At 65.5% G+C, this 25,477-nt stretch carries 22 protein-coding genes and 1 pseudogene; 9 read left to right on the top strand and 14 right to left on the bottom strand.

Annotated features, from left to right (window positions below; all coding sequences use genetic code 11):
- Positions 1–4 precede the first annotated feature (4 nt).
- The gene (locus tag NLM15_RS19255) at positions 5–805 is read right to left on the bottom strand and encodes a hypothetical protein (RefSeq protein ID WP_254118633.1); all 801 of its coding nucleotides are present in this window, start codon (positions 803–805) and stop codon (positions 5–7) included.
- A 106-nt stretch (positions 806–911) separates the two neighbouring features.
- Here NLM15_RS19255 and NLM15_RS19250 point away from each other — a divergent pair, with 106 nt between their 5' ends.
- Genes NLM15_RS19250 through NLM15_RS19240 form a run of 3 tightly spaced genes read left to right on the top strand, consistent with a single transcriptional unit; the run spans position 912 to position 4,303 of the window.
- A complete protein-coding gene (locus tag NLM15_RS19250; RefSeq protein ID WP_254118632.1) occupies positions 912–1,403 on the top strand; it encodes a YaiI/YqxD family protein in 492 nt (163 codons plus the stop codon).
- Positions 1,404–1,405: 2 nt separating this feature from the next.
- Positions 1,406–3,220, top strand: a complete 1,815-nt coding sequence (locus tag NLM15_RS19245) for an ABC-F family ATP-binding cassette domain-containing protein (protein ID WP_254118631.1) — start codon at positions 1,406–1,408, stop codon at positions 3,218–3,220.
- A 3-nt stretch (positions 3,221–3,223) separates the two neighbouring features.
- Complete coding sequence (locus NLM15_RS19240) at positions 3,224–4,303, top strand: D-TA family PLP-dependent enzyme (protein ID WP_254118630.1); 1,080 nt, start codon at positions 3,224–3,226, stop codon at positions 4,301–4,303.
- 101 nt (positions 4,304–4,404) lie between these two features.
- Here NLM15_RS19240 and NLM15_RS19235 read toward each other — a convergent pair whose 3' ends face one another.
- From NLM15_RS19235 to NLM15_RS19200, 8 genes and pseudogenes are all read right to left on the bottom strand, one after another.
- The gene (locus NLM15_RS19235) at positions 4,405–5,634 is read right to left on the bottom strand and encodes a TIGR03862 family flavoprotein (protein ID WP_256565744.1); all 1,230 of its coding nucleotides are present in this window, start codon (positions 5,632–5,634) and stop codon (positions 4,405–4,407) included.
- Positions 5,631–6,548 carry an SDR family NAD(P)-dependent oxidoreductase gene (locus tag NLM15_RS19230; RefSeq protein WP_254118628.1) on the bottom strand — a complete coding sequence of 306 codons (918 nt, stop codon included), beginning with the start codon at positions 6,546–6,548 and terminating at the stop codon, positions 5,631–5,633. Before NLM15_RS19230 ends, NLM15_RS19235 begins: the two co-directional genes overlap by 4 nt.
- 234 nt (positions 6,549–6,782) lie before the next feature.
- Positions 6,783–7,262, bottom strand: a complete 480-nt coding sequence (locus NLM15_RS19225) for a MaoC family dehydratase (RefSeq protein ID WP_254118627.1) — start codon at positions 7,260–7,262, stop codon at positions 6,783–6,785.
- Complete coding sequence (locus tag NLM15_RS19220; RefSeq protein WP_254118626.1) at positions 7,263–8,978, bottom strand: AMP-binding protein; 1,716 nt, start codon at positions 8,976–8,978, stop codon at positions 7,263–7,265.
- Positions 8,979–9,105: 127 nt separating this feature from the next.
- A pseudogene (gene mmsB, locus NLM15_RS19215) lies at positions 9,106–9,996 on the bottom strand (3-hydroxyisobutyrate dehydrogenase); the annotation flags it as partial.
- Between the two features lie 21 nt (positions 9,997–10,017).
- A complete protein-coding gene (locus tag NLM15_RS19210; RefSeq protein ID WP_254118624.1) occupies positions 10,018–11,085 on the bottom strand; it encodes an enoyl-CoA hydratase/isomerase family protein in 1,068 nt (355 codons plus the stop codon).
- Positions 11,082–12,227 carry an isobutyryl-CoA dehydrogenase gene (locus tag NLM15_RS19205; RefSeq protein ID WP_254118623.1) on the bottom strand — a complete coding sequence of 382 codons (1,146 nt, stop codon included), beginning with the start codon at positions 12,225–12,227 and terminating at the stop codon, positions 11,082–11,084. The genes NLM15_RS19210 and NLM15_RS19205 overlap by 4 nt, the downstream gene beginning before the upstream one ends.
- A gap of 122 nt (positions 12,228–12,349) precedes the next feature.
- On the bottom strand, positions 12,350–13,846 hold the full coding sequence (locus NLM15_RS19200) for a CoA-acylating methylmalonate-semialdehyde dehydrogenase (protein ID WP_254118622.1): 1,497 nt from the start codon (positions 13,844–13,846) through the stop codon (positions 12,350–12,352).
- 102 nt (positions 13,847–13,948) lie between these two features.
- Here NLM15_RS19200 and NLM15_RS19195 point away from each other — a divergent pair, with 102 nt between their 5' ends.
- Positions 13,949–14,863 (top strand): LysR family transcriptional regulator, encoded by a 915-nt coding sequence (locus tag NLM15_RS19195; RefSeq protein WP_254118621.1) that lies wholly within the window; start codon positions 13,949–13,951, stop codon positions 14,861–14,863.
- 104 nt (positions 14,864–14,967) lie between these two features.
- On the opposite strand, the gene NLM15_RS19190 is transcribed toward NLM15_RS19195, so the two are convergent.
- Together NLM15_RS19190 and NLM15_RS19185 are read right to left on the bottom strand one after the other, a co-directional pair.
- Positions 14,968–15,588, bottom strand: a complete 621-nt coding sequence (locus NLM15_RS19190) for a TetR/AcrR family transcriptional regulator (RefSeq protein WP_254118620.1) — start codon at positions 15,586–15,588, stop codon at positions 14,968–14,970.
- 64 nt (positions 15,589–15,652) lie between these two features.
- Positions 15,653–16,186 (bottom strand): PaaI family thioesterase, encoded by a 534-nt coding sequence (locus tag NLM15_RS19185; protein WP_254118619.1) that lies wholly within the window; start codon positions 16,184–16,186, stop codon positions 15,653–15,655.
- A gap of 156 nt (positions 16,187–16,342) precedes the next feature.
- On the opposite strand from NLM15_RS19185, the gene NLM15_RS19180 reads away from it, so the two are divergent.
- From NLM15_RS19180 to NLM15_RS19170, 3 genes are all read left to right on the top strand, one after another.
- Entirely contained in the window at positions 16,343–17,113 is a 771-nt protein-coding gene (locus tag NLM15_RS19180) for an enoyl-CoA hydratase (RefSeq protein ID WP_254118618.1), read from the top strand.
- 291 nt (positions 17,114–17,404) lie between these two features.
- Entirely contained in the window at positions 17,405–18,601 is a 1,197-nt protein-coding gene (locus NLM15_RS19175; protein ID WP_254118617.1) for an acetyl-CoA C-acyltransferase, read from the top strand.
- 111 nt (positions 18,602–18,712) lie between these two features.
- The gene (locus NLM15_RS19170; RefSeq protein ID WP_254118616.1) at positions 18,713–20,008 is read left to right on the top strand and encodes an MFS transporter; all 1,296 of its coding nucleotides are present in this window, start codon (positions 18,713–18,715) and stop codon (positions 20,006–20,008) included.
- Here the strand turns inward: NLM15_RS19170 and NLM15_RS19165 are convergent.
- The 3 genes from NLM15_RS19165 to NLM15_RS19155 all read right to left on the bottom strand — a co-directional run bounded on the left by NLM15_RS19165 (position 20,005) and on the right by NLM15_RS19155 (position 23,319).
- Positions 20,005–21,399: a carbohydrate porin gene (locus NLM15_RS19165; RefSeq protein ID WP_254118615.1), complete on the bottom strand. Its 1,395-nt coding sequence runs from the start codon at positions 21,397–21,399 to the stop codon at positions 20,005–20,007. The genes NLM15_RS19170 and NLM15_RS19165 overlap by 4 nt on opposite strands.
- 12 nt (positions 21,400–21,411) lie before the next feature.
- The gene (locus NLM15_RS19160; protein WP_254118614.1) at positions 21,412–22,428 is read right to left on the bottom strand and encodes a transporter; all 1,017 of its coding nucleotides are present in this window, start codon (positions 22,426–22,428) and stop codon (positions 21,412–21,414) included.
- A gap of 108 nt (positions 22,429–22,536) precedes the next feature.
- Positions 22,537–23,319: an acetoacetate decarboxylase gene (locus NLM15_RS19155; protein ID WP_254118613.1), complete on the bottom strand. Its 783-nt coding sequence runs from the start codon at positions 23,317–23,319 to the stop codon at positions 22,537–22,539.
- A gap of 221 nt (positions 23,320–23,540) precedes the next feature.
- Between NLM15_RS19155 and NLM15_RS19150 the strand changes: the two genes are divergently transcribed.
- A complete protein-coding gene (locus NLM15_RS19150; RefSeq protein ID WP_254118612.1) occupies positions 23,541–24,716 on the top strand; it encodes a patatin-like phospholipase family protein in 1,176 nt (391 codons plus the stop codon).
- 184 nt (positions 24,717–24,900) lie between these two features.
- On the top strand, positions 24,901–25,404 hold the full coding sequence (locus NLM15_RS19145; RefSeq protein ID WP_254118611.1) for an isoprenylcysteine carboxylmethyltransferase family protein: 504 nt from the start codon (positions 24,901–24,903) through the stop codon (positions 25,402–25,404).
- The last annotated feature ends 73 nt before the right edge of the window (positions 25,405–25,477 follow it).

Here is a 25,477-nt window from a genome sequence, read left to right as displayed (position 1 = left end):
GCATTCAGGCCGCCGCCTGCTCGCGCGGCTGGTAGATTGCGGTGTGCTGGCAATGCGCCAATGGCGTCGTGCCGTTGGCGACGACCAGTGCGTCGAGCTCGACGAAGCGGTGGCCCTTCTTCTCGTAATTCGCGGTGACCTTCGCCCGCGCGGTGATCTCGTCGCCGACGCGCGCGGCGGAGAGCAGCTGCATGCGGCTGCCGACGTGAATCCACGGGCCCAAAATCGTGTTGTCCACCAGCACGCGGTTCATGACGCGCTGGATCAGGCCGGGATGGCCGAGCCCTTCGCGCGCGAAGATCGGATCGGTCTCCCTGACATCGGCGAGATAGTCGGTGGCGTCCTGGCCGGCCCAGCGGCGGGGCGTGGTGCCGAGCCATTTGCCCATTTCGAACGTCGCGGGGCTGACCGGCTTGCGCTCGGCGACCGCAGGCACCTCGACATAGTCGCTCAATGACACCGCCGGCGTGGCCGTCGGCAGCACAGCCGTCCCGGTGGCGCAGAGCTCGGTCCGGCTGAACACCTCGATCGTCAGCAGGCCGTTGTGCTCGGTCGCGTCGATATCGGCCGTCTCGCCGTCATAGACCGGCTTGATGAAGCGGGCCTCGACCAGCCCGCGCGACAGGAAATCGCGGCCCCAGCGCGCCACCGGCACGTGCATCATGTAGGCGAAGACGTCGACGCCCGGGACCAGCCCGCCGGAGAAGCCGAAGCGGCGCGCCACCGTGTCGTCATGCATCTTGTTTTCGGATTGTTTTGCGGTGTTGTAGGCCTCGACGCGCCAGGTTTCGAGCCGGTTCGGCATGGCTTGGCTTTCCCCAAATTCTTGTTGTTTCGGGTCGATCGTAGGCCCTGAGGAACCAGGGTCAATCCCCTCGCCTTTGCGGCCCGAATGGGGTACCACGCGGCGAATGACTGACACCCCCACCCGCATCTATGTCGACGCCGACGCCTGTCCGGTGAAGGACGAGATCTACCGCGTCGCGCTCCGGCACGGCGTGCCCGTGAGCGTGGTCGCCGGCAATTTCATCCGCGTGCCGCAGGACCCGATGATCGAGCGCATCGCCGCAGGCAGCGGCATGGACGCCGCCGACGACTGGATCGCCGAGCGCGCCCGGCCCGGCGACGTGGTCGTGACCTCCGACATTCCGCTGGCGAGCCGCTGCGTCAAAGCCGGCGCCGACGTGATCGCGCCGAACGGCAAGCCGTTCACCGAGGAGTCGATCGGGATGACGCTGGCGGTGCGCAACCTGATGACGGATCTGCGCTCGGCCGGCGAGGTCACCGGCGGCCCGCGATCGTTCGCCCCGCGCGACCGCTCGGCCTTCCTCTCGGCGCTCGACCAGACGCTGCGCCGGATCCAGCGCCGCCGCGCAGATCAGCCCGCAACAAACCAAGGCTGACCATGGCGCCGCCGCTGATCCAACTGAAAGACATCAAGCTGACCTTTGGCGGCACGCCGCTGCTGTCAGGCGTCGAGCTCAACGTTGCGCCATCCGAGCGCGTCTGCCTGATCGGCCGCAACGGCTCCGGCAAGTCGACGCTGCTGAAGATCGCGGCCGGCCTCGTCGAGCCCGACGGCGGCACGCGCTTCGTGCAGCCCGGCGCGACCGTCCGCTATCTGCCGCAGGAGCCGGATTTCGGCGACCACAAGACCACGCTCGCCTACGTCGAAGCTGGACTGGCGCCGGGCGACGATCCTTACCAGGCGCGCTATCTGGTGGAGCAGCTCGGGCTCACCGGCAGCGAAAACCCGGCCAACGTCTCCGGCGGCGAGGCCCGCCGTGCCGCGCTGGCACGGGTGCTGGCGCCCTCGCCCGACATTTTGCTGCTGGACGAGCCGACCAACCATCTCGATCTCTCCACCATTGAATGGCTGGAAAAGGAGCTCGACTCCAGGCGCAGCGCGCTGGTGATCATCAGCCACGACCGCCGCTTCCTGACCAATCTCTCGCGCTCGACCGCATGGCTCGACCGCGGCAAGATCAAGCAGATCGACCGCGGTTTTGCCTCGTTCGAGACCTGGCGCGACGAAGTGCTCGCGGAAGAAGAGCGCGACCAGCACAAGCTCGACCGCAAGATCGTCGACGAGGAGCACTGGCTGCGCCACGGCGTCTCCGGCCGCCGCAAGCGCAACGTCAAGCGGCTCGGCAATCTGCATGCACTGCGCGACCAGCGGCGCAATTATCGCGGCACGGCCGGGACCGCCAGTCTCGCCGCCGCCGAAGCGGAGCAATCCGGCAAGCTGGTGATCGAGGCCAAGGGCGTCACCAAGGCCTTTGGCGAGCGGATGATCGTCGACAGTTTCTCCACCCGCATCCAGCGCGGCGACCGGCTCGGCATCGTCGGCCCGAACGGCGCCGGCAAGACCACACTGGTCAATCTGCTCACCGGCGGCGCACAGCCCGATTCCGGCATTGTGCGGCTGGGGGCCAATCTGGAGATAGCGACCCTCGATCAGCACCGCGAAAGCCTCGATCCCAAATCAACGTTGGCCGAAGCGCTAACCGGCGGTCGCGGCGACCAGATCATGGTCGGCGGCAAGCCGAAGCATGTCGTCGGCTACATGAAGGACTTCCTATTCGCGCAGGAGCAGCGCGGCACGCCGGTGGAAGTGCTCTCGGGCGGCGAGCGCGGCCGGCTGATGCTGGCGCGCGCGCTGGCAAAGCCCTCGAACCTCCTCGTGCTGGACGAGCCGACCAACGATCTCGACCTCGAAACGCTCGACGTGCTCGAGGACATGCTCGGCGATTACGAGGGTACGGTCATCCTGATCAGCCATGACCGCGACTTCCTCGATCGTATCGTCACCTCGGTGATCGCGCCCGAGGGCAACGGCAAATGGACCGAATATGCCGGCGGCTACAGCGACATGCTGACCCAGCGCGGTGCCGACCTGAAGCGTGAGACGGCGAAGACGCAAGCCGCCCCGGCGGAGAAGAAAGAGGAGCGCGCCGCGGCGCCCGCGTCCGCTTCCAAGCGAAAGCTGAGCTTCAACGAGAAGCACGCGCTAGAAACGCTGCCGAAGAAGATGGAAACGTTGCATGCCGATATCGCCAAGCTGCAACGCGTGCTCGACGATCCCAACCTCTACGCCAAGGACCGCAAGACATTCGACGACACGTCCGCTGCCATCGCCAAGGCGCACGAGGAACTGTCCGCGTCCGAAGAGCGCTGGCTCGAACTTGAAATGCTCCGCGAAGAAATTGAACAGGCATAACCCATGACAACCACCCTCGCCGCAAAGATCGCCCGTGAGTACGGCACGCCCTGCGCCGTCATCGACATGGACAAGGTCGAACGCAACATCGCGCGCATACAGCAGGCCTGCGACGATGCCGGCGTCGCCAACCGTCCGCACATCAAGACGCACAAGAACCCGACCATCGCCAAGATGCAGGTCGCGGCGGGCGCCAAGGGCATCACCTGCCAGAAGCTCGGCGAAGCCGAGATCATGGCCAATGCCGGCATCGACGACATCCTCATCAGCTACAATCTCCTGGGCGAAGAGAAGATGGCGCGTCTCGGCGCGCTCCAGGCGAAGGCCAACATGACGGTGGCCGCCGACAATTCCACCGTCGTCGCCGGTCTGCCCAAGGCCGCCGCGGCGTCCGGCCGTCCGCTCTCGGTCGTCGTCGAATGCGACACCGGGCGCAAGCGCGCGGGCGTCGAGACGCCGGCCGAAGCGATTGCGCTGGCGCGTGAGATCGCCGGATCCAAGGGGCTCGAATTCGCGGGCTTCATGATGTACCCGACCGAAACCGGCTGGGCGGATGCACAAAAATTCTACGATGAAGCGCTGGCCGGCGTACGCGCGCACGGGCTCGATGCAAAGATCGTCTCGACCGGCGGCACGCCGAACCTGAAGAATCTCGGCAAGCTCAAGGGCGGCACCGAGCATCGCTTCGGCACCTATATCTACAACGACCGCATGCAGGTCGCGGCCGGCTCCGCCACCTGGGACGACTGCGCGCTCCACATCTATTCGACGGTGGTGAGCCGCGCCGCGCCCGAGCGCGGCATCCTCGATGCAGGCTCGAAGACGCTGACGACCGACACCGGCGGGCTCGACGGCCACGGCCTGATCCTGGAACATCCCGAAGCCAAGATCGCCAAATTCGCCGAGGAACACGGTTTTCTCGACCTCTCCCGCAGCAACACGCGGCCCAACGTCGGCGACGTGGTGCGGATCGTGCCCAACCACGTCTGCGTCGTCGTCAACATGATGGACGAGGTGGTGATGGTGCGCGGCGAGGAGATCATCGGCACGCTGCCGGTCGCGGCACGCGGGAAGTTGAGGTAGGCGAGCTCACTGCCGTAGGGTGGGCAAAGCGAAGCGTGCCCACGACTTCTCGTCGTAATTCCGAAAGATCGTGGGCACGGCGCTTCGCGCCTTTGCCCACCCTACGATTTCAGCGATTGGGCGAGCCACGCCAATACACCCCGCCCCGCGGCAGCCCCCGTCGCAAACGACGCCTGCAGCAGGTAGCCGCCGGTCGGCGCCTCCCAGTCCAGCATCTCGCCGGCGGCGAACACGCCGGGCAATTTGCGGATCATGAAGTCGGCGTCGAGCTCGTCGAAGGCAATCCCGCCGGCGGTCGAGATGGCGCGATCGATCGGGGCGACGCCGGTGAGCTGAACCGGAATGGCGTTCACCAGCTGGGCGAGCTCTGCCGGCGAAAGCGCCGCCAGTGTGCGGCCGGATGCAATGGCCGCTTCCTGCATCAGGCCGATGCCGACCGGCGACAATTGCGCCGCCTTGCGCAGAAAATTCGCCAGCGATTGCTTGCCGCGCGTGCCCGACAGGCGCGTGGTCAGCGCGGCGGCATCGAGGTCGGGCCGCAACGCGATCGAAAGTCGCGCCTGCCCGATCCCCAGCACCGCCTCGCGCAGCTCCGCCGACAGCGCATAGATCGCGCCGCCTTCGATGCCGCTTCGGGTAATCATCGCCTCGCCGCGCACCGTGTGCGCGCCGACCGTCAGCGCCACGCCCTTGAGCGGCTGGCCCTCGAACCGATCGCGGAACACATCGGACCATGCGACCGTGAAGCCGGAATTGGCCGGCCGGAGCTTTGAGATGGCAACGCCCCTTGCGGCGAGATAATCGACCCACGCGCCATCCGAGCCGAGCCGCGGCCAGCTTGCGCCGCCAAGTGCGAGCACCGTCGCGCCGGCCGCGATGGCCCGCGCGCCATCTGGCGTTTGAAACTGAAGCCGCCCCTCGCCGTCCCAGCCGGTCCAGCGATGACGGAAGGCAAAGCGCACCCCGGCGGCATCGAGCCGGCGCAGCCAGGCGCGCAACAAGGGCGAGGCCTTGAATGCCTTTGGAAACACCCGCCCGCTGGTGCCGACGAAGGTCGGCTCGCCAAGGGCCTCGCTCCAGGCCCGCAAGCCGTCCGGCGAAAAGGCCTCGATCGCCGCCTGCAGCTTCGGTGCCGCCTCGCGATAGCGCGCCATGAATTGCGGCAGCGGCTCGCTGTGGGTGAGGTTGAGACCGCCGCGGCCGGCCATCAGGAACTTTCGGCCCGCGGACGGCATGGCGTCATACACGGTGACGCGGGCACCGCCCTGCGCCAGCACCTCCGCCGCCATCAGCCCGGCGGGACCGGCGCCGATGACGGCGACGGCTGTCAGAGCTTGATCCCCGCCCGTGCCGCGGCCTGGGCCACGTATTTCTGCGTCTGCTCGAACGCGCCTTGCAGCGCCTTGGCCTTCGACATGTCGCTGATCTCTTCGAAATGTGCAGCAACCGCGTCCGGCGTCCACTCAGCTTCCGGCAGGTTGATGCCTTCGCTCTCCAGGATCTTGATCACGGCAAACGATCCTGCACCGGCGCCCATGATGGTGCGGGTCGGCGCGTCCTCGCTCAGCATGTACTCGACCGCGGGCGTGATCGCGTTCGGCTTCATCAGCTGCAGCGCCTGCGGCGGCAGCAGCTCTTCGGTCATGCGGGTCGCCGCCGTCGGCGAGATGATGTTGACGCGGATGTTGTTCTTGCGGCCCTCCTCGGCCAGCACGTTCATCAGACCGACCATGCCGGATTTCGCCGCGCCGTAATTGGCCTGGCCGAAATTGCCGTAGAGGCCGGAGGACGACGTGGTCAGCACGATGCGACCGTAATTGCGATCGCGCATGCCGGCCCAGGCCGCCTTGCAGCAATAGAAGGTGCCGACGAGATGCACGTCGAGCACCTTCTGGAAATCGGCGGCCTCCATCTTGCCGAACGACTTGTCGCGCAAAATGCCGGCATTGGCACACATCAGATCGACGCTGCCCCATTCCTTGGTGGCGCGCTCGACCATGGCGGTGACCTGCTCGAAATTCGAAACGTCGGCGCCGTCGGCCATCGCGGTGCCGCCCGCCTTGCGGATCTCCTCGACCACGGCTTCGGCTGGCGACAGCGAGCCGCCGCTGCCGTCACGCGCGCCACCGAAATCGTTGACGACGACCTTTGCGCCGCGGCTGGCCAGCCCCAGCGCGTGCGCGCGTCCGAGGCCATTACCCGCGCCGGTGACGATGGCGACGCGTCCGTCGAACCTGATTGCCATGAGTGAAATTCCTGCTTCTTCTTCCTGCTCCCATTGTGGGAGAAGGTGGCGCGAAGCGCCGGATGAGGGGTTGTCTCTGCGAGCGAGTCCGCGGAGAGAGACCCCTCACCCGGCTTCGCTCCGCGAAGCCACCCTCTCCCACAGGGGGAGAGGGTGAGAAGGCTCCGCGCGAGATTTGGACAGCTTTTGAGCAGTGCTGAACGGCCGGGTCAAGCCCGGCCATGACGGCCCTGTTCAGGCGAAATAGATCAGGCCCAGCCACTCCGCGACCAGCGCGGGCTTGTCCTCGCCTTCGATCTCCACGGTGACGTTGGTGCGGGACTGCAATTCGTTGGGCTTGCGCAGCTTGGCTTCCGCCAGCACGAAACGGCCCCGGACGCGCTTGCCCGAGCGGACCGGCGAGATGAAGCGCAGCTTGTCGAAACCGTAATTGACGCCCATCGTGGTACCCGCGATCACCGGCATCACCTCGTAGGACATGATCGACAGCAGCGACATCGTGAGAAAACCGTGCGCGATGGTGGTGCCGAACGCGGTCTCTTTCTTGGCGCGCTCGGGATCGACGTGGATGAACTGGTGATCCTCGATCACGTCGGCATAGGTGTCGATGCGGGGCTGATCGACCAGGTGCCACGACGACACGCCGATCTCCTTGCCGACCATGGCCTGATAGGCTTCCAGGGAAATCGGCGGCTTCTTCCAGACTTCGTTCACTTAGGTCTCACTCCGTGTTTTCGGCAGCTCCGGAAAATCCTCCTCACGGAATTCCCGGCCGCGCAGCGGATCGTTGCGATCATCGTCGCGTTCGAGCCTGCGTAGCTGCACCCGGCGGATTTTTCCAGAGATCGTCTTCGGCAGTTCGGTGACGATTTCAAGGCGGCGGATGCGCTTGAACGGCGCAAGGCGCGTGTGCAGATGCTGGAAAATCGACAGCGCCGTCGCCGGCGAGCGCTCCGCGCCCGAAGTCAGCAGCACGAAGGCCTTGGGGATCGCGAGCCGGATCGGATCGGGGCTCGGCACCACGGCGGCCTCGGCGACGAGCTCGTGCTCCAGCAGCACGCTCTCCAGCTCGAACGGGCTGATGCGATAGTCGGAGGACTTGAAGACGTCGTCGGAGCGGCCGACGAAGGTGAGATAGCCGTCCTCGTCCTCGAACACGACGTCGCCGCTGCGATAGAGCTCGCCTTCCGCGCCCGACAGCTTGCCGTCGTCGCCCTGATAGCCCTGCATCAGGCCGGCGGGACGCTCCGTGCCCAGCACCAGCGCCACCTCGCCTTCCTTCGCCGGTTGGCCGTCGGCATCGCTGACCTGCACGCGATAGCCCGGCAGCGGGCGGCCCATCGAGCCGACCTTGATCTTTTGTCCCGGCGAGTTGCCGGCGAGCGCGGTGGTTTCGGTCTGGCCGTAGCCGTCGCGGATAGTGAGGCCCCAGGCGGCCTGCACCTGGTCGATCACTTCAGGATTGAGCGGCTCGCCAGCGCCGCAGACCTCGCGCAAGGCCACCTTGAACGACGCAAGGTTCTCCTGAATGAACAGCCGCCACACCGTCGGCGGCGCGCACAGCGTGGTGACGCCGCAGCGGCCGATGGTGGCAAGCAGGCCCTTGGCATCGAAGCGCGGCTGGTTGACGACGAACACGGTCGCGCCGGCATTCCACGGCGCGAAGAAGCAGCTCCAGGCGTGCTTGGCCCAGCCGGGCGAAGAGATGTTGAGATGGACGTCGCCGGGCTTCAGCCCGATCCAGTACATGGTCGAGAGGTGGCCGACGGGATAGCTGCGCTGGCTGTGCCGCACCAGTTTTGGTTTAGCCGTCGTGCCCGAGGTGAAATAGAGCAGCATCGGGTCGTCGGCGTTGGTCGGGCCGTCGGCCGCAAAACTCTCAGGCGCCTTCGCCGCCTCGTCATAGGCAAGCCAGCCATCGGAGGCTGCGCCGACGACGATGCGGACGATATTTCCGGCCCGGAGGGTTGCGAATTTCGCGACCTGGTCCTCGGCGGCCACCACCGCCTTCGCCTTGCCGCGATCGAGCCGGTCGCGCAATTCCTCGGCCGTGAGCAGCGTGGTCGCGGGAATCACGACGACGCCGAGCTTCATCGCAGCCAGCATCGTCTCCCACAGCGGAACCACATTGCCAAGCAGCAACAGGAGATGGTCGCCGCGCTTCAGGCCCTGAGCGCGGAGGAAGTTCGCGACCTGGTTGGAGCGGCGCGACAGCGCGCCGAACGAAAGCCTGGTCTGCCGGTCCTGCGCGGCATCGACGATCCAGAGCGCCGGCCGGTCCTTGGCTTCGGCATCCTTCGCGAGCTCGTCGAACCAGTCGAGCGCCCAGTTGAAGGGAACCGGATCGGGCCAGCGGAAACCTTTGACCGCGGCTTCGTAGTCCGTGCGGTGATGAAGCAGAAACGCGCGCGCGTCCTGAAATGTCGTCATGGTCAGAGCCCGTCGAATTGACCTTCGAGCGTAGCCCGGATGGAGCGAAGCACAATCCGGGCCGGCTACGCCCTTCGACGAAGCTGTCCCGGATTTCGCTTCGCTCCATCCGGGCTACGAAGCCTCGCTATTTTCCAGCGAGGCCGCGAACGTGCTTGATAATTCCGGAAAAATCCACCCCGCCCTGCCCGGCTGCGTCGAAAGACTGATAGATCTCCTGCGCATGCTTGCCGAGCGGCGTCGCCGCGCCAGCGGCCTTGGCAGCGTCCTGCGCCAGGGTCAGATCCTTCACCATCAGCGCCGAGGCAAAACCCGGCTTGTACTCGTTGTTGGCCGGCGAGGTCGGAACCGGGCCCGGAACCGGGCAATAGGTCGTCAGAGACCAGCACTGGCCCGATGAGGTCGAGGCGACGTCGAACAGCGCCTGGTGCGAGAGGCCAAGCTTCTCGCCAAGCGCAAACGCCTCGCTCACCGCGATCATGGAAATGCCGAGGATCATGTTGTTGCAGATCTTGGCCGCCTGCCCTGCGCCGGCGCCGCCGCAATGGACGATCTTCTTGCCCATCTTCTCCAGCACGGGCTTGGCCGCCGCGAACGCGTTCTCCTCGCCGCCGCACATGAAGGTGAGCGTCGCACCCTTGGCGCCGCCGGTGCCACCGGAGACCGGCGCGTCAACCGAGAGAATGCCGTTCTTGGCTGCGAGCGCGTGGGCCTGCCGCGCGCTCTCGACGTCGATGGTGGAGGAGTCGATGATCAGCGCGCCCTTGGCCATGGCGGGCACGACCTCGCTCCAGACGCCCAGCACATGCTTGCCTGCGGGGAGCATCGTGACGACGACATCGGCGCCCTTCACCGCGGCGGGCGCGCTGTCGGCAATGCCGGCGCCGTCCGCCTTGGCTTGCGCGCGCGAGGCTTCGACGAGGTCGAAGGCGACGACCTTGTGGCCGGCCCTGACCAGGTTGGCGGCCATCGGGCCGCCCATGTTGCCGAGACCGATGAATGCGATCGTGGCCATCTTCGTTTCCTCCGCTTGGCGTTGTTAGTTGAACTTCAGCTCATCAGTACCGATCCCGGCGAGATACGGCGCAAGCATCTCCGGCGTGACATCCTCGATGCGTGGCGGCGACCAGGTCGGATTGCGGTCCTTGTCGATCACGGCCGCACGCACGCCCTCGCGGAAATCGTCGCTGCGGAAGACTTCCAGCGCGGCGCGATATTCGCGCACCAGACACTCTTCCAGGCTCGAAGCCGTGCGCGCCAGCCGCAGCAGCTTCAGCGTCACCACCATGCCGCGCGGCGATTTCTCGTTGAGCGTCTTCAACGTCGCCAGCGCGAACTCGGAGCCGTCGCGCTTGAGCGCGGCAAAAATGTCTTCCATGCGCTCGAAGCCGAACAGCGCGTCGATAACCGGCTCTTTTGCGGCGACCGGCCCCGCGGTCTCGCCAGTCGCAAAACCGTTGATGAGCTTGCTGACCTCGGCCGCAGTCACGTCCGGACGAACCTTGGTCAGCGCCTCGCGCAGCTCGGGCCATTTGGCCGCCGGTACCACGGCGTCCGCGAATTTCGCGTAGATCGCATCGGGGCCGTTCATGGTCTGGCCGGTCAGGCCAAAGTAAGTGCCGATCTCGCCGGGCGAGCGCGACAGCAGCCAGGTGCCGCCAACATCAGGGAAAAAACCCAGCCCGACCTCGGGCATCGCCAGCTTGGTGCGATCCGTCACGACACGATGGCTTGCATGGCCTGATAGCCCCACGCCGCCCCCCATCACGAGACCATCCATGAATGCGACGTACGGCTTCGGGTACTTCGCGATCCGCGCATTCATGATGTACTCCTGGCGCCAGAACCGCGCGCCGAGATCACCGCCTTCGCGCGAGCTCTCCCAGAGGCCGCGGATATCGCCGCCAGCGCAAAGCCCGCGTTCGCCGGAGCCTTCCAGGATGATGACGGCCACTTCCGGATCGCTCTCGAACTTATCGAGCGCCGCGTCTATGCCGATGGACATCTCCAGCGTCATGGCATTGATCGCCTTGGGACGGTTGAGGCGGATCACGCCCGCCGCGCCCTCGCGGCGGACGATGAGATCGCCCTCTTCCACTGAACTCATCGCGCGCCCTCGATCAATTTGCGCGCCACGATGAGCCGCATGATTTCATTGGTGCCTTCGAGGATCTGGTGCACGCGCAAATCGCGCACGATCTTCTCGATGCCGTATTCGCTGAGGTAGCCGTAGCCGCCATGGAGCTGCAGCGCATGGTTGGCGACCTCGAAACCGACATCGGTGCCGAAGCGTTTTGCCATCGCGCACAGCATCGTGGCGTCAGGATCCTTGCGGTCCAGCGCGGCGGCGGCACGCCACAGGAAGGTGCGCGCGGCCTCCAGCTCGATCGCCATGTCGGCAAGGCGGAATTGCAGCGCCTGGAATTCGTCGAGACGTTTTCCAAACGCCTTGCGTTCCTTCATGTAGGAACGCGCCTTGTCGAGCGCGGTCTGTGCGCCGCCGAGCGAGCACGCCGTGATGTTGAGACGGCCGCCGTCGAGGCCGGCCATCGCGATCTTGAAGCCGACGCCCTCCTCGCCGAGGCGGTTGGCGACCGGCACGCGGGCGTTCTCGAAGATCACGGCCCGGGTCGGCTGCGCGTTCCAGCCCATCTTGCGTTCATTGGCACCGAACGAGACGCCCGGCGTCTTGCCGTCGATGACGAGGGTCGAGATGCCGCCCGGGCCATCGCCACCGGTGCGCACCATCGCGACAAGAAGGTCAGTGCCGCCGGCGCCCGAGATGAACTGCTTCTGGCCGTTGAGCACGTAATGATCGCCGTCGCGCACGGCGCGGGTGCGCAGGGCCGCCGCGTCGGAGCCGGCACCCGGCTCGGTCAGGCAGTAGCTCGCGATCAGCTCCATGGTGCAGAGCTTTGGCAGCCATGTGTGGCGCTGGGTGTCGCTGCCATAGGCATCGATCATCCAGCTCGCCATGTTGTGGATGGAGATGAAGGCCGAAGTCGTCGGGCAGCCCGTCGCCAGCGCTTCGAAGATCAGCGCCGCGTCGAACCGCGTCATGGCGGAGCCGCCGACATCCTCGCGGATGTAGATGCCGCCCATGCCGAGCTTCGCGGCTTCGCGCATCACGTCGACGGGGAAATGCTTTTCCTCGTCCCAGCGCAACGCGTGCGGCGCGATCTTTTCCGCCGCAAACGCCAACGCCATGTCGCGAACCGCGACCTGATCCTCGTTCAGAGCGAACTGCATGCTGCCGCCTACCCTTTCACTCCATCGTCATTGCGAGCGCAGCGAAGCAATCCAGCATCCCTCCGCGGAGATAGTCTGGATTGCTTCGTCGCAAGAGCTCCTCGCAATGACGACCGAGAGGATTACTTCATCAGCGGGATCGAGAACTCCGCACCTTCCTTGACGCCGGACGGCCAGCGCGAGGTCACCGTCTTGGTCTTGGTGTAGAAGCGGACCGAGTCCGGGCCGTGCTGGTTGAGATCGCCGAAGCCCGACTTCTTCCAGCCGCCGAAGGTGTAATAGGCGATCGGCACCGGGATCGGCACGTTGACGCCGACCATGCCGACATTGACCTTGGCCGCGAAGTCGCGCGCGGCGTCGCCGTCGCGGGTGAAGATGGCAACGCCGTTGCCGTAGTCATGGTCGGACGGCAGCGCCAGCGCCTCCTTGTAGTCGTGCGCACGCACGACCGAGAGCACCGGGCCAAAGATCTCTTCCTTGTAGATCCGCATGTCCTTGGTGACGTTGTCGAACAGCGAACCGCCGAGATAGAAGCCGTTCTCGTAACCCTGCATCTTGAAGCCGCGGCCGTCGACGGCGAGCGTCGCGCCTTCCTTGATGCCGATGTCGATGTAGCTCTTGACCTTCTCGACCGCCTCGCGCGTGACCAGCGGACCGTAATCGGCCGACGGATCGATCGAGGTGCCGATCTTGAGGCTCTCGACGCGCGGGATCAGCTTTTCCATCAGCCGGTCGGCGGTGGACTTGCCGACGGGGACGGCGACGGAGACGGCCATGCAGCGCTCGCCGGCCGAGCCGTAGCCGGCACCGATCAGCGCGTCGACGGCCTGGTCCATGTCCGCGTCGGGCATGATGATGGCGTGGTTCTTGGCGCCGCCGAAACACTGGCAGCGCTTGCCGGTCTGTGCCGCGCGCTCATAGATGTACTGCGCGATCGGCGTGGAGCCGACGAAGCCCACGGCCTTGATATCGGGATCGTCGAGGATGGCGTCGACCGCTTCCTTGTCGCCGTTGACGACGTTGAGGATACCGGCCGGCAGACCCGCCTCGATCATGAGTTCGGCGAGCAGCATCGGCACGCCGGGGTCGCGCTCGGACGGCTTCAGAATGAAGGCATTGCCGCAGGCGATGGCGGGGGCGAACTTCCACATCGGGATCATCGCCGGGAAGTTGAACGGCGTGATGCCGGCGACGACGCCGAGCGCCTGGCGCATGGAATAGATGTCGATGCCGGGGCCGGCGCCTTCGGTGTACTCGCCCTTCATCAGATGCGGGATGCCGCAGGCGAACTCCGCGACTTCGAGGCCGCGCTGAATGTCGCCCTTGGCGTCGGGCACGGTCTTGCCGTGCTCGCGGGCGAGCAGCTCGGCGAGCTTGTCGTAGTCACGCTGCACCAGCTCGACGAACTTCATCATCACGCGGGCGCGGCGCTGCGGGTTGGTCGCGGCCCATTCCGGCTGGGCGGCACGGGCGTTCTCGACGGCGGCCCGGACCTCGGCCTTGGACGCCAGTGCGACCTTGGCCTGGACGTCACCGGTCATCGGCTCGAAGACGTCCGCCGTCCGGCCCGACGTGCCCTTCACTTCCTTGCCACCGATGAAATGTCCGACTGAACGCATGGAATGATCTCCTTGAGGCCGAGCTTGAACGCTTTGACAAATCCTATCGACCTGCATTTATTGGGATTCAAGTCTGAGATAATGCACCATAGATGTGCGAAAATGCTGGATCAAGGTCACATCGATTGGGACGACTTCCGCTTCGTGCTGGCCATCGTTCGGGGCGGCTCGGTGTCGGCTGCGGCAAAACAGCTCGGGGTCGACCATGCCACGGTGATCCGCCGCGTGGACCGGCTGGAGAAGCACCTTTCGGCCAAGCTGTTTGACCGGCGCAAGACCGGCTACCTCCTCACGGAGGCCGGCCAGCGCGTTGCCGACAGCGCCGAAGCGATGGAATCGACCATCGTCGCCAACCAGGAGCAGGTCGGCGGCTCTGTGGCACGGCTGACCGGAACGGTCCGGATCGGTGCGCCCGACGGGTTCGGCACCGCCTTCCTGGCGCCGCGGCTGGCGCCGTTCGCCGACCGCTATCCCGACCTCGACCTGCAACTTGTGGCCACCGCGCGGCTGTTCAGCCTCTCCAAGCGCGAGGCCGATATCGCCATCAGCCTGACCATGCCGAAGGAAGGCCGCATCGTCGGGCGCAAGCTGCTCGACTATCGGCTCGGGCTCTATGCGGCGCCGGCCTATCTCGAACGTTTCCCCGAGATCACGTCGCGCGAGGTGCTGCCGCAGCATCGCTTCGTCGGCTATATCGAGGAGCTGCTGTTCACCCCGGAGCTCGACTATCTGCCCCAGGTGTCGCCGCGGATCTCGGCGCGCCTGCGCAGCGCCAATCTGATCGCGCAGCTCAACGCCACGCTCGCGGGCTTCGGCATCGCCGTGCTGCCGCATTTCATGGCGAGCGATTATCCGCAGCTCGTGGCGGTGCTGCCCGAGGAAATCTCGATCACGCGGACGTTCTGGATGCTGATGCACGCGGACAGCAAGGACCTCGCGCGGATCAGGGCTGTCGCGGATTACATCTCGGAGATTGTCGAGCGCGAGCGGGCGTTGTTTGCGGGGCGGACTTCGTAGGGTGGGTTAGCCGAAGGCGTAACCCACCGCTTCTGCTTGCACGGAAACCAGCGAGGTGGATTACGCTTCGCTAATCCACCCTACGCATTCAACGGCATCTCGGCCTAGCTCTGCTTCGCCTTCTTCGCCGCCGTCACCTTCGGCTCACGTTTGGTGCCGTCGAGCGCGCTGTCCTTGCCCGCCTTCAGCACCTCGTCCGACAGCTCGCTCGAGCCGGCGATGCGGGCCAGCAGCATGGTGCCGGCCATCGTGGCCAACGTCGCAATCGCCTGCTTGCGCGCGGCCTTGCGCGGCACGTCTGGGATAAAGTCCGCCATCATCTCGACCATCTCGTCGAGCTTGCCGGCGAACGCCTTGCGCGTCTTCGGGCTCTCGCGGGCGATCTCGGCGCCCAGCGCGGGAATCGAGCAGCCATGGCCGGGATTGTCCCGGTGCAGCGCCGAGAGATAGGTCTCGACGATCTGGCCAAGCTGCTTCTCGGGCGCGACCTGATCCGATTGCTTGCGCCAATGCTCCATCGAGCGGTCCATGGCGTAGGCAAAGGCCTCGATCACCAGCGCCTCGCGCGAGTCGAAATGGGCATAGAAGCCGCCATGGGTCAGGCCCGCCTCCTTCATGAGGTCGGCAACGCCGATGCCGTGGGCCCCCTTTTCGCGCAGTCGCACCGAGGCTTTCTTCACGATGCGGTCGTGGGTTTCCTGCTTGTGTTCCCGGGAATAGCGCATACGGGTCCCATTGAATGTCGGAGATCATCTCATAACACAGAAATGGACCGGACGGTGTATTAATTCACGCTAAGTTATTGCCGATCATTGAAAAGGTTGCAGTTGCATGGACTGCGAGCGCGCCCTTGCCGTCGCGCACGAACCCCTCGGTGTAGCTGGTCTGCCGTCCCAGCTTGATGATCTTGCCCTCCGCTGAAATCAGGCCGGAACGAATCGACAGCGGCCGCAGGAACGTCATTTTCAGGTCGAGCGTCACGGACGATTGCCCCGCCTCCAGCCGCGTCGAAATCGCGCAGCCCATGGCGGTATCGATCAACGCCGCGGCGGTCGCCCCGTGCAGGAGCCCGATGGTATTTTCGAGATCCTCGCGCGGCTCCAGTTCCATGACGATCCGGCCCGGCTCGACCACCGCCATGGTGAAGCCGATCAGCTTTGCAAATGGTGGCGGCGGCAACCGACCATCGCGGATGCCCAGCATCGCGTCCATGCCTGAAAGTCCCATCGCCACTTTCGCAACCGGCGCAGGTACTTGCCAGTCCACCACGCGCTCGCGGCGTTGCGCCGGCGAAAACAGGTCGAGTTGATCGTTGTCGGTCATGGCCGCCCCTTTGAATGATGTACGTCATACTATGCTGCGGACTTCGTGCTGGCAACTCTGCCTCCCTCGCCCGCTTGACAAGCAATGCGTTTCGGCCCGGAAGTGATGCCGACCGGCGCGCCTCGCGCCTGTCCACGAAACCTTCGAGATGCCACGATGGAAATGCTCAACAATCACTGCGGCGTGGAGCGCGATGCGCGCGGCGTCGTTCATGTCGCGATCTGCAATGCCGGCTCGCTGAACATTCTGGGCTCGCCCGTGACCGATGCGGTGCGCGAGGGACTGCAGCAGCTCGCCTCCGACCGCAGCATCCGCATCGTGGTGCTGCGCGGCCAGAGCGAAAAGAGCATGATCGGCGGCGCCGACATCAAGGAGATGGCGAAGCTCGACCAGAAGTCAGCGGAGGCCTTCATCAGTCGCCTGCGCGATCTCTGCGAGGCCGTGCGCCAGTTCCCCGCCCCCGTGATCGCGCGCATGCCGGGCTGGTGCCTCGGCGGCGGGCTCGAAGTGGCGGCCGCCTGCGATTTCCGCGTCGCCGCGCATGACGCGCATTTCGGCATGCCCGAGGTTCGCGTCGGCATCCCCTCGGTGATCCATGCCGCGCTGCTGCCGCGCCTGATCGGCTGGGCCCGCGCGCGCTGGCTGGTGATGACGGCCGAGAACATCGACGCGCCGACGGCGTTGGCCTGGGGACTGGTCGACAAGGTCGCGCCGGACGGCGGACTGGATGCGGCGGTCGAGCATCTCGTGAACGCCCTGCTCGAATGCGGTCCCGAGGCGCTGCGGTCGCAGAAGGCGCTGCTGCGGCAGTGGGAGGAACTGCCGTTGACGGAGTCGGTCAACCTCAGCGTCAAGGTGTTCGGCGAGTCGTTTTTGACCGACGAGCCGACGCGGCTGATGGGCGCGTTTGTGAACAGGAAGCGGTAGGCGCTCCAAAGACAGTGTCATGCCCCGGCTTGACCGGGGTATCCAGTACGCCGCGGCCTCTCCGTACCCAACAACCGCCTCTGGAATACTGGATCGCCCGATCAAGTCGGGCGATGACAGCTTCGCGCGGGGCGACCATCGCGGTCACAGCCTCAGTTCACACCCGCCTCCGATCGAACGAGCAAATCTCATCCGAACCACGACATTTTCTCATGCCGGGCGCGGTTGCATTTTTTGCGCCGCATCATATGATGATCATAATCTTACAGATCATCGCAGGGAGTTCTTGTCATGGCCGAAGCCGCCGATCCCGTCGTCATCGTCTCCGCCGCCCGCACCCCGCTCGGCCGCTTCATGGGCGAGTTGTCGCCGCTCCCCGCGCACAAGCTCGGATCCCACGTGATCGGCGCGGCGCTGGAGCGCGCCAAGATCGCGCCCGAAAAGGTGGACGAGGTGTTCATGGGCTGCGTGCTGCCGGCCGGACAGGGCCAGGCGCCGGCGCGGCAGGCCGCGCGCGCGGCGGGTCTGCCCGATGCTACCGGTGCGACCACCGTCAACAAGGTCTGCGGCTCCGGCATGAAGGCAACCATGCTGGCGCACGACATCATTCGCGCCGGCTCGGCCGAGATCGTCGTCTCCGGCGGCATGGAGAGCATGAGCAACGCGCCCTATCTGCTCGCGAAGGCGCGCGGCGGCTATCGCGCCGGCCATGACCGCATCATCGACCACATGATGATGGACGGCCTCGAGGACGCCTACGAGACCGGCCGCTCCATGGGCGATTTCGGCGAAGCCACCGCGGAAGCCTATCAGTTCACCCGCAAGGATCAGGACGCCTATGCGATGGAGACGCTGAGCCGTGCGCGCAAGGCCGTCGAGGGCGGCGCGTTCAAGGCCGAAATCGCGCCGATCACGCTGACCGAGAAAGCGGGCCCGCGCATCATCGCCAATGACGAGCATCCGCTGAAGGTCGATCCCGCAAAAATCCCCGGGCTGAAGCCGGCATTCCGCGCCAACGGCACCATCACGCCGGCCGCGTCCTCCGCGAACGCCGACGGCGCCGCCGCGCTGGTGCTGACCAAGCGTTCGCTCGCCGATCGCAATGGGCTACCCGCGATCGCCGAGATCAAGGGCCACGCCACCCACAGCCAGGAGCCGCAATGGTTCACCACGGCGCCGATCCCGGCCATCCGCAAGCTGCTCGACAAAGTCGGCTGGAGCGCGAGCGATGTCGACCTGTTCGAGATCAACGAAGCGTTTGCGGTCGTCGCCATGGCGGCGCAGCGTGACCTCGGCATTCCCCGCGAAAAACTCAACATCAACGGCGGCGCCTGTGCGCTCGGCCACCCCATCGGCGCCACCGGCGCGCGGCTGATCGTGACGCTGCTGCATGCGCTCGAAGCCAACAACCTCAAGCGCGGCGTCGCGGCGCTCTGCATCGGCGGCGGCGAAGCCACGGCGATCGCGGTGGAGCGCATCGCGCGCTGACACGAAAGTCCGGAAATGAGGGAACTCTGTCATTTCCGACAGACACGTCCCGTGCCATTGTGCAAACTCGCGCAGGTCTCTTGCGATCTGCCTATCTAAGATTGAGGCCCAATGATCTCGAACTGGCTCGCGGCAGCGCTCTCCCGCCGCAATATCCACTACGGCTGGGTGATGGTCGGCGTGACCTTCCTCACCGCGCTGATCAGCGCCGGCACGGTCGGCGCCCCCGGCGTGTTCATCGTTCCGCTCCAGCAGGAGTTCGGCTGGAGCACGGCGGAGATCTCCTCCGCGCTGTCGATCCGCTTCATCCTGTTCGGGCTGATGGCGCCGTTCGCGGCTGCGCTCCTGAACCGCTACGGCCTGCGCAACGTGACGCTTACTGCGCAGCTCATCGTCGTCTCGGCGCTGGTCGCCTCGCTCGGCATGACGCAGGTCTGGCAGCTCGTCGCGCTGTGGGGCGTGGTGATCGGCATCGGGACCGGCATGACGGCGCTGGTGCTGGGCGCGACCATTGCGACGCGCTGGTTCGCGGCGCGGCGCGGCCTCGTCGTCGGCATCATGACGGCGAGCGTCGCCACCGGCCAGCTCGTGTTCCTGCCGCTGCTCGCAAGCCTCACCGAACGTTACGGCTGGCGGCTCGCGCTCGGCTTCGTCTGCATCGCGCTGTGTGTTTCCGCACTCGCCGTGCTGCTCGCGATGCGTGACCGGCCGAGCGATGTCGGGTTGCGCCCGTTCGGCGACGAAGGCACCGCCCCCTTGCCCGCCCCTCCGGTCAGTCACGGCTCGATCACCGGCGTTGCGCTCGGCACGCTGCGCGACGCCTCGAAGTCGCGCGCGTTCTGGATCCTGTTCGCGACCTTCTTCGTCTGCGGCGCCTCCACCAACGGGCTTGTCCAGGTTCACCTGATCCCGATGTGCCTCGATTTCGGCATCCCGCAGGTGCAGGCCGCGAGCCTGCTCGCCGCGATGGGCATCTTCGATTTCTTCGGCACCATCATGTCGGGCTGGCTGTCGGATCGCTACGACAACCGCTACCTCCTGTTCTGGTACTACGGCCTGCGTGGGCTCTCGCTGATCTTCCTGCCCTTCAGCGATTTCTCGTTCTACGGCCTGTCAATCTTCGCGATGTTCTACGGGCTCGACTGGATCGCCACGGTGCCGCCGACGGTGCGCCTGACCGCGCAGAAGTTCGGGCCCGAACGCGCCAATCTGGTGTTCGGCTGGATCTTTGCCGGCCACCAGCTCGGCGCCGGTACCGCCGCGTTCGGCGCCGGTTTCTCGCGGACGGTCTATCAGAGCTATCTGCCCGCGTTCTTCATCGCCGGCGCGCTCTGCGTGTTCGCCTCGCTGATCGTGCTGGCGCTGTCGCGGCAGCCGAAGCCGCAACCGAAACCTGCGATGGCCTAGTACCTGATCGTGGTGGTGACGCCGAACACCGCGGCGTCACCGATCCGCGACACGCCGGCCGGATCGTTCGGATTCGGGATGCCGCCCGAAGGCCTGAACACGTACTGGAAGTAAGGCGCGATCAGCCAGCCCGGCTTGATGTGCGCCTCGTAGATCATCTCGATCAGCGTCTCGTTGCTGCGCACCGGGCTCTGGATGCCGGTGAAGGCCTGCGTGTCGACGTCGAGATCGCGCGCGGTGTTCGATATCCGCATATAGGCCATCGCCACGCCGAAGCGGTCGAGCGGCCTCCCCGGCGTGAAGCCGACGAAGCCGATACCGCCGTCGAGATAGAGGTCGATCAGGTTGCGATCCGGCGGGCTGTAGGCGATGCGGCCGAAGGCGGTGACGCCAGGGAGTGAGGCCGAGGTCGAGTTGTCCTTGACCTCCGGCGGGCGATACAGCACCTGCTCGATCACGGCGAAGATGCCGTAATTGCCGCGCAGCTTGGCGGGAATGCCGCTTCCGCCGGGATCGGCGATCGACATGCCCTCGGCCGTGAAACGCTGGCTGTCGAACGAGCCATAGTGCTTCCAGGCGCCCGGCGTGAAATTGCCGGCGAGCGGACGTCCCCAGAAATCGATGTCGTAGTTGAAGCGGACCTGCCCGATCAGCCACGGCGGATCGTTGACGCGGAAGGCAAGGCCATGATGGTCGCGCAGCTGCGGGTCCTGATCGCCCGGCCCCGACGGATCGCCGTTGAAAACCGCGCCGAACGCGGTGATGTTGTCGGTCAGCGCGGCCCTGATGCGGATGCCGGGCACTGCGATCGGCGGCGCCGGACCGCCGGCCGGAAGATTGCTCGCCTTGATGGCGGGCCAGCCGAACGTGCCGTTGATGAAGAGGTCGTCGGTCTGGCTGTCGAAGAACTCGACATCGGCGGCCTGCTGGCCGGCCCGGATGTTCAAGCGATCATTGAAGAAGCTCTGCTCGAAATAGGCGTTGTAGAGCCGCTGGTCCGGCAGTGCCTCGATCTCGCTGATGGTCGCGAGATTCATCACGTAGTTGCGGGACAGCCCCTGGCCGTAGATCACGAACGCATTGGCGTAGAAGCGGCCGCCGGTCCAGCCGACCAGCTTGTCGAGATCGGCATCGACCGACAGATCGAGCCGGCCGAAATGGATGGCGCCGCGCTTCACGCCGCCGGAGACGTTGGCGATGTTGTCCGCGATATAGGTCGCGCCGAAGTTCAGGCCCTTGTTGGCGAGGCCGTCATGCCACTCGTTGAACCATTTCGGAAACAGCCATTCGGCCGCGCTCTCGTCCTTGGCGCCGGCGAGCGCACGCGTGCTCGTCGTTGCCGAGGCGAGCGCAATCGCGATCGCCAGAGATTTATGGATACTCCAACTCACGATCGACGCATGCTATTTGAAGATGCCCGTGCGCCGCATGAACAGATAGGCCGCGGCGACCGACGAGGCCATCAAGAGCGCCGCCCAGAGAAATCCGCTCTCGACATCGGTCAGCGGCAAGCCCTTGGTGTTCATGCCGAAGATGCCGGTGATCAGGGTCGGCGGCAGCAACAGCGAGGTCACGATGGAGAGCGTGTGGAGGTGACGGTTGCTCTCCTCCTCGTTCTTGAAGCGCAGCTCATCCTCGAGCAGGCGGCTGCGTTCGCGGAGCTCGACGATGTCGTGATCGAGCCCGTCCAGCCGCTGCGCCAGCTTGCCGGCGTGGATGCGCAAGGCCGGCGAGAGATGATCGGTGTTCTTCTGATCGAGGCGGTGGAACAGCACGCGCAGGCCGGTGAGCTGGCGATGCAGCCTGACGCAGGTCCGGCGCAGCCGGCCGAGATTGCGACGCATCTCCGGCTTGGCGTCGTCGGCCAAAATCCGTTCCTCGATGTCGTCGATCTCCTGGCCGAGCCTGTCCGCCATCCGGTCCAGCGTGTCGGCGACCTCGTCGACGATCTTTTCCAGGAGATGGGCGACGTTGTCGACGCGATAGCCGCCTTCGAGCACCCGGCGCGTCGCATCCGCCGAGCACAGCGCCTGATGGCGGCCGCTGACGAGAAGATGCTCGGTCATGGCGAAGCGCAGGAACGCGGTCTCCTCCGTTGCGCTGTCGATATCGCGCACGAGATCGGAGAAGACGCCGTAGACGCAGTGGTCGATGACGTGAAGCTGCTGGAACGTGTCGTTCGACAACAGGAGGTCGCGCGCAAGCGGTGGCAGGCTCGATTCCGCGATCCACGGCCGCACGCGCGCATCGGTCAGGTTGAAATGCAGCCAGAGCCGGCCGTCATGGCTGAACTCGACCGGCCGGTCGATCGGCAGCGGCTCGGCGCTGCCGTCACTGTGCAGGCGGAACGCCCAGACGAGGCCGGGAACGGCAGGCACGGAATCCGATATCGCGCTGACGAGCTTCGCCGGCTCAGCCATGGCCAACCCCAACCGTCAACAGATGCCCCGCTCCGGAAGACGGCTGACGGCACCTTCCGGACCTCTCAGGTACTCAATTACGGCTTTGTTACAGTTTGATGATGGCGCCTACTCCGCCGCCAGCCCGGTCAAAGCCGCCGCCTCGGCCTCCTTGACGTAGTCGTGCACGACACGGCCGAACGGCAGCGTCAGATCGGCGATATAGTGATGCGCGCCGAGGCAACGGCGAACCGGGAAATCCGCGACCGGTGCGTTCACATGCGGCACCAGATGCAGCCGGCCGGGACCCATCCAGGAGCCCTTCGGCACGATGTCGACGAGGTTGATGGCGACGAGCTGGCAGATCTCGAGCCGGCCATCGACGCCGGGGATCATCTTCAGATTGATCTGCGTCTTCGACAGCGTGGCGCGGGTGAGATCGCCGTTGCCGGCCATGCTCTCGTGCTTGTAGCCCATCGTGCCCATGGCGACGAGCTGGCCGGCATATTCCAGCGTGCCCGTCAGCGTGTCCTTGACGATCTCGAGCTTGGGATGAGCGTATTTCTTGGGGAAGCCCCAGATCTCGCGGCCCGCCGCGATCGGCGGATCATCGTCCAGATACATCTGCGAGACGAAATTGACCTCCTCGCCGTTGAGGCGCGCGGGGATGACGAGGCCGGACTCGGTGTAGCTGCCGAAGCCGGAGGAATCCGGCATCTTGATCCACTCGTAGTGCACGATCGGCTGGTCGATCGGCTCCAGCGGCTCAGGCAGGCCGGCGCGGATCAGCTCCGGATCGGTCTCGTAGGTGATGACGAGGAATTCGCGGTTGACGAAGCGATAGGGCCCGGCCGGATAGCTCGGCCCCGCCGCCGGCATGGACGGAAGTCTCAGCAAATCTTCCCTGCGCATCGCTGGTCTCCTGTGTGATGTCTGTGACGCTCGCTTCAGGCCTGATGCAAATTGCTAGCCGCCGTCATTGACTGCGATGTGAAGGATTTCCGTCAGGCCAGCGAACCCGCCGCCATTCCCGCGGCGGTTGACCTGCATGCAGACGATGGATCGGCGCCAACCTTGTCATCACGCCGTCACCACGCGACGCAATCGTTTGGGGATAGGCAGGAGGCATCGCCATGGACGCCCGCACGTCGCAACCGACTTACCAGACCCATCAGCCGCCCATTCGGGGCTGGCGGCCCGAGCGCTGCGACCGCGTTGCGCTGGTGCTGCAAGGCGGCGGCGCGCTCGGCGCCTACCAGGCCGGCGTCTACCAGGCGCTGCACGAGGCCGGCATCGAGCCCGACTGGGTCTGCGGCGTCTCGATCGGCGCCATCAACTCCGCCATCATCGCCGGCAACAAGCCGGAGAAGCGGCTGGATGCGCTGCGCATCTTCTGGGAGCGCATCACCAACCGCAAGATCTGGCACTACACGCCGGACGGTGACGTCTTCCGCCAGTGGCGCAATCTCTATAGCTCCTGGATGACGTCGGCGATGGGCCAGCCGGGCTTCTTCACGCCGCACCAGGTCAATCCCTGGTTCAGCCCGGTCGGCGCGCGGACCGCGACCAGCTATTACGACACGATGCCGCTGAAGGAGAGCCTGCTGGAGCTCGTCGACTTCGACCTCATCAACGAGAAGAAGGTCCGCTTCGCGGTCGGCGCCGTGAACGTGCTCTCCGGCAACTTCATCTATTTCGACAACGCCCACGACGAGATCGAGCCGGAGCACATCATGGCCTCCGGCGCCCTGCCCCCGGCGCTGCCGATGGTGCGGATCGGCACCGATCATTTCTGGGACGGCGGCATCGTCTCCAACACGCCGCTCCAGCATCTGCTCGACCAGGAGGACGCACTCAATTCGCTGGTGTTCCAGGTCGACCTGTTCAGCGCGCGCGGCGTGCTGCCGCGCTCGATCCAGGACGTGATGGCCCGCCACAAGGACATCATGTATTCCTCACGCACGCGCCACAACACCGACGTCTACCGCCGCACGCACAACCTCAAGGTCCTGCTCTACAAGGCCCTGGCGAAGCTGCCGGACGAGCAGCTCTCCGAGGAAGACCGCAAGCTGAAGGCGAGCCTGCGCCGCATGCCGGAGATCGCGATCCTGCATCTGATCTACCAGCAGAAGGCCTATGAGGGCGACGCCAAGGACCACGAATTCTCGGGCACCTCGATGCGCGAGCACTGGACAAGCGGCTACGAGGACACCAAGCGCACCCTGAAGCGCCGCGACTGGATCAAGATGCCCGACGAAGGCATGGGGCTCGTGGTGCACGACGTGCACCGCGAGACGGAGAGCGCGTAAGGCGCGCCGCGAGAGGGTGCTCAAGACAAAAGCCGCGAAAACAACCCCATGCACAGTAGACGGGGCTTGGCCGATCAATGACTTAGGACGCGGGCTCTTAACGCGGCAATCGTGGAGCCGCGTTCAATGCTCGTAGCAGAAAGTGATCTGCTAGGCTATTCTTGTCGGGTCGTGGGAGCACGCAATGTCGAAAGCAATTGCTGTCCTGGGCTCCGCTCTGTTCTTCGTCATTGCACCGTTGGTGCTGGCGGGCTTCATCCCCTGGTGGGTCACGGAGTGGGAATTTCGGCCAGCTTTTTTCGGCGTCGATCTAACCCGCATCCTCGGCGGCATATTGATCATCGTCGGAGTGCCCGGGCTTGTCGATTCATTTGCCCGGTTTGCGCTGCAGGGGCTGGGGACGCCCGCCCCGATCGCGCCGACACAAAAGCTCGTAGTGACTGGCCTTTATCGCTACGTGCGAAATCCGATCTACATCGCGGTCGTCGCGGTCATTTTTGGTCAGGCCATTTTGTTTGGTGACTGGCGTCTCCTCTGGTACGGCGCGCTACTCTGGCTCTTTTTTCATCTCTTTGTGGTGATGTACGAAGAACCGACCCTCGAGCAAACATTCGGCACGGAGTACGAGAGCTTTCGGACCAATGTGCCGCGCTGGATTCCGCGGTTGACGCCATGGCGAGCCGCATAAAGGAATCCCTGCAAGCTTCGCTGAAGCGAATTTCTCTCCAAATGCCGGACGCGGCAACCTAGCAGCATCCGGT

It is taken from the genome of Bradyrhizobium sp. CCGB20, from assembly GCF_024199855.1.
GTDB lineage: Bacteria > Pseudomonadota > Alphaproteobacteria > Rhizobiales > Xanthobacteraceae > Bradyrhizobium.
The sequence above is the reverse complement of the archived record's forward strand: the minus strand, read 5'-3'. Positions and strand labels throughout refer to the sequence as shown.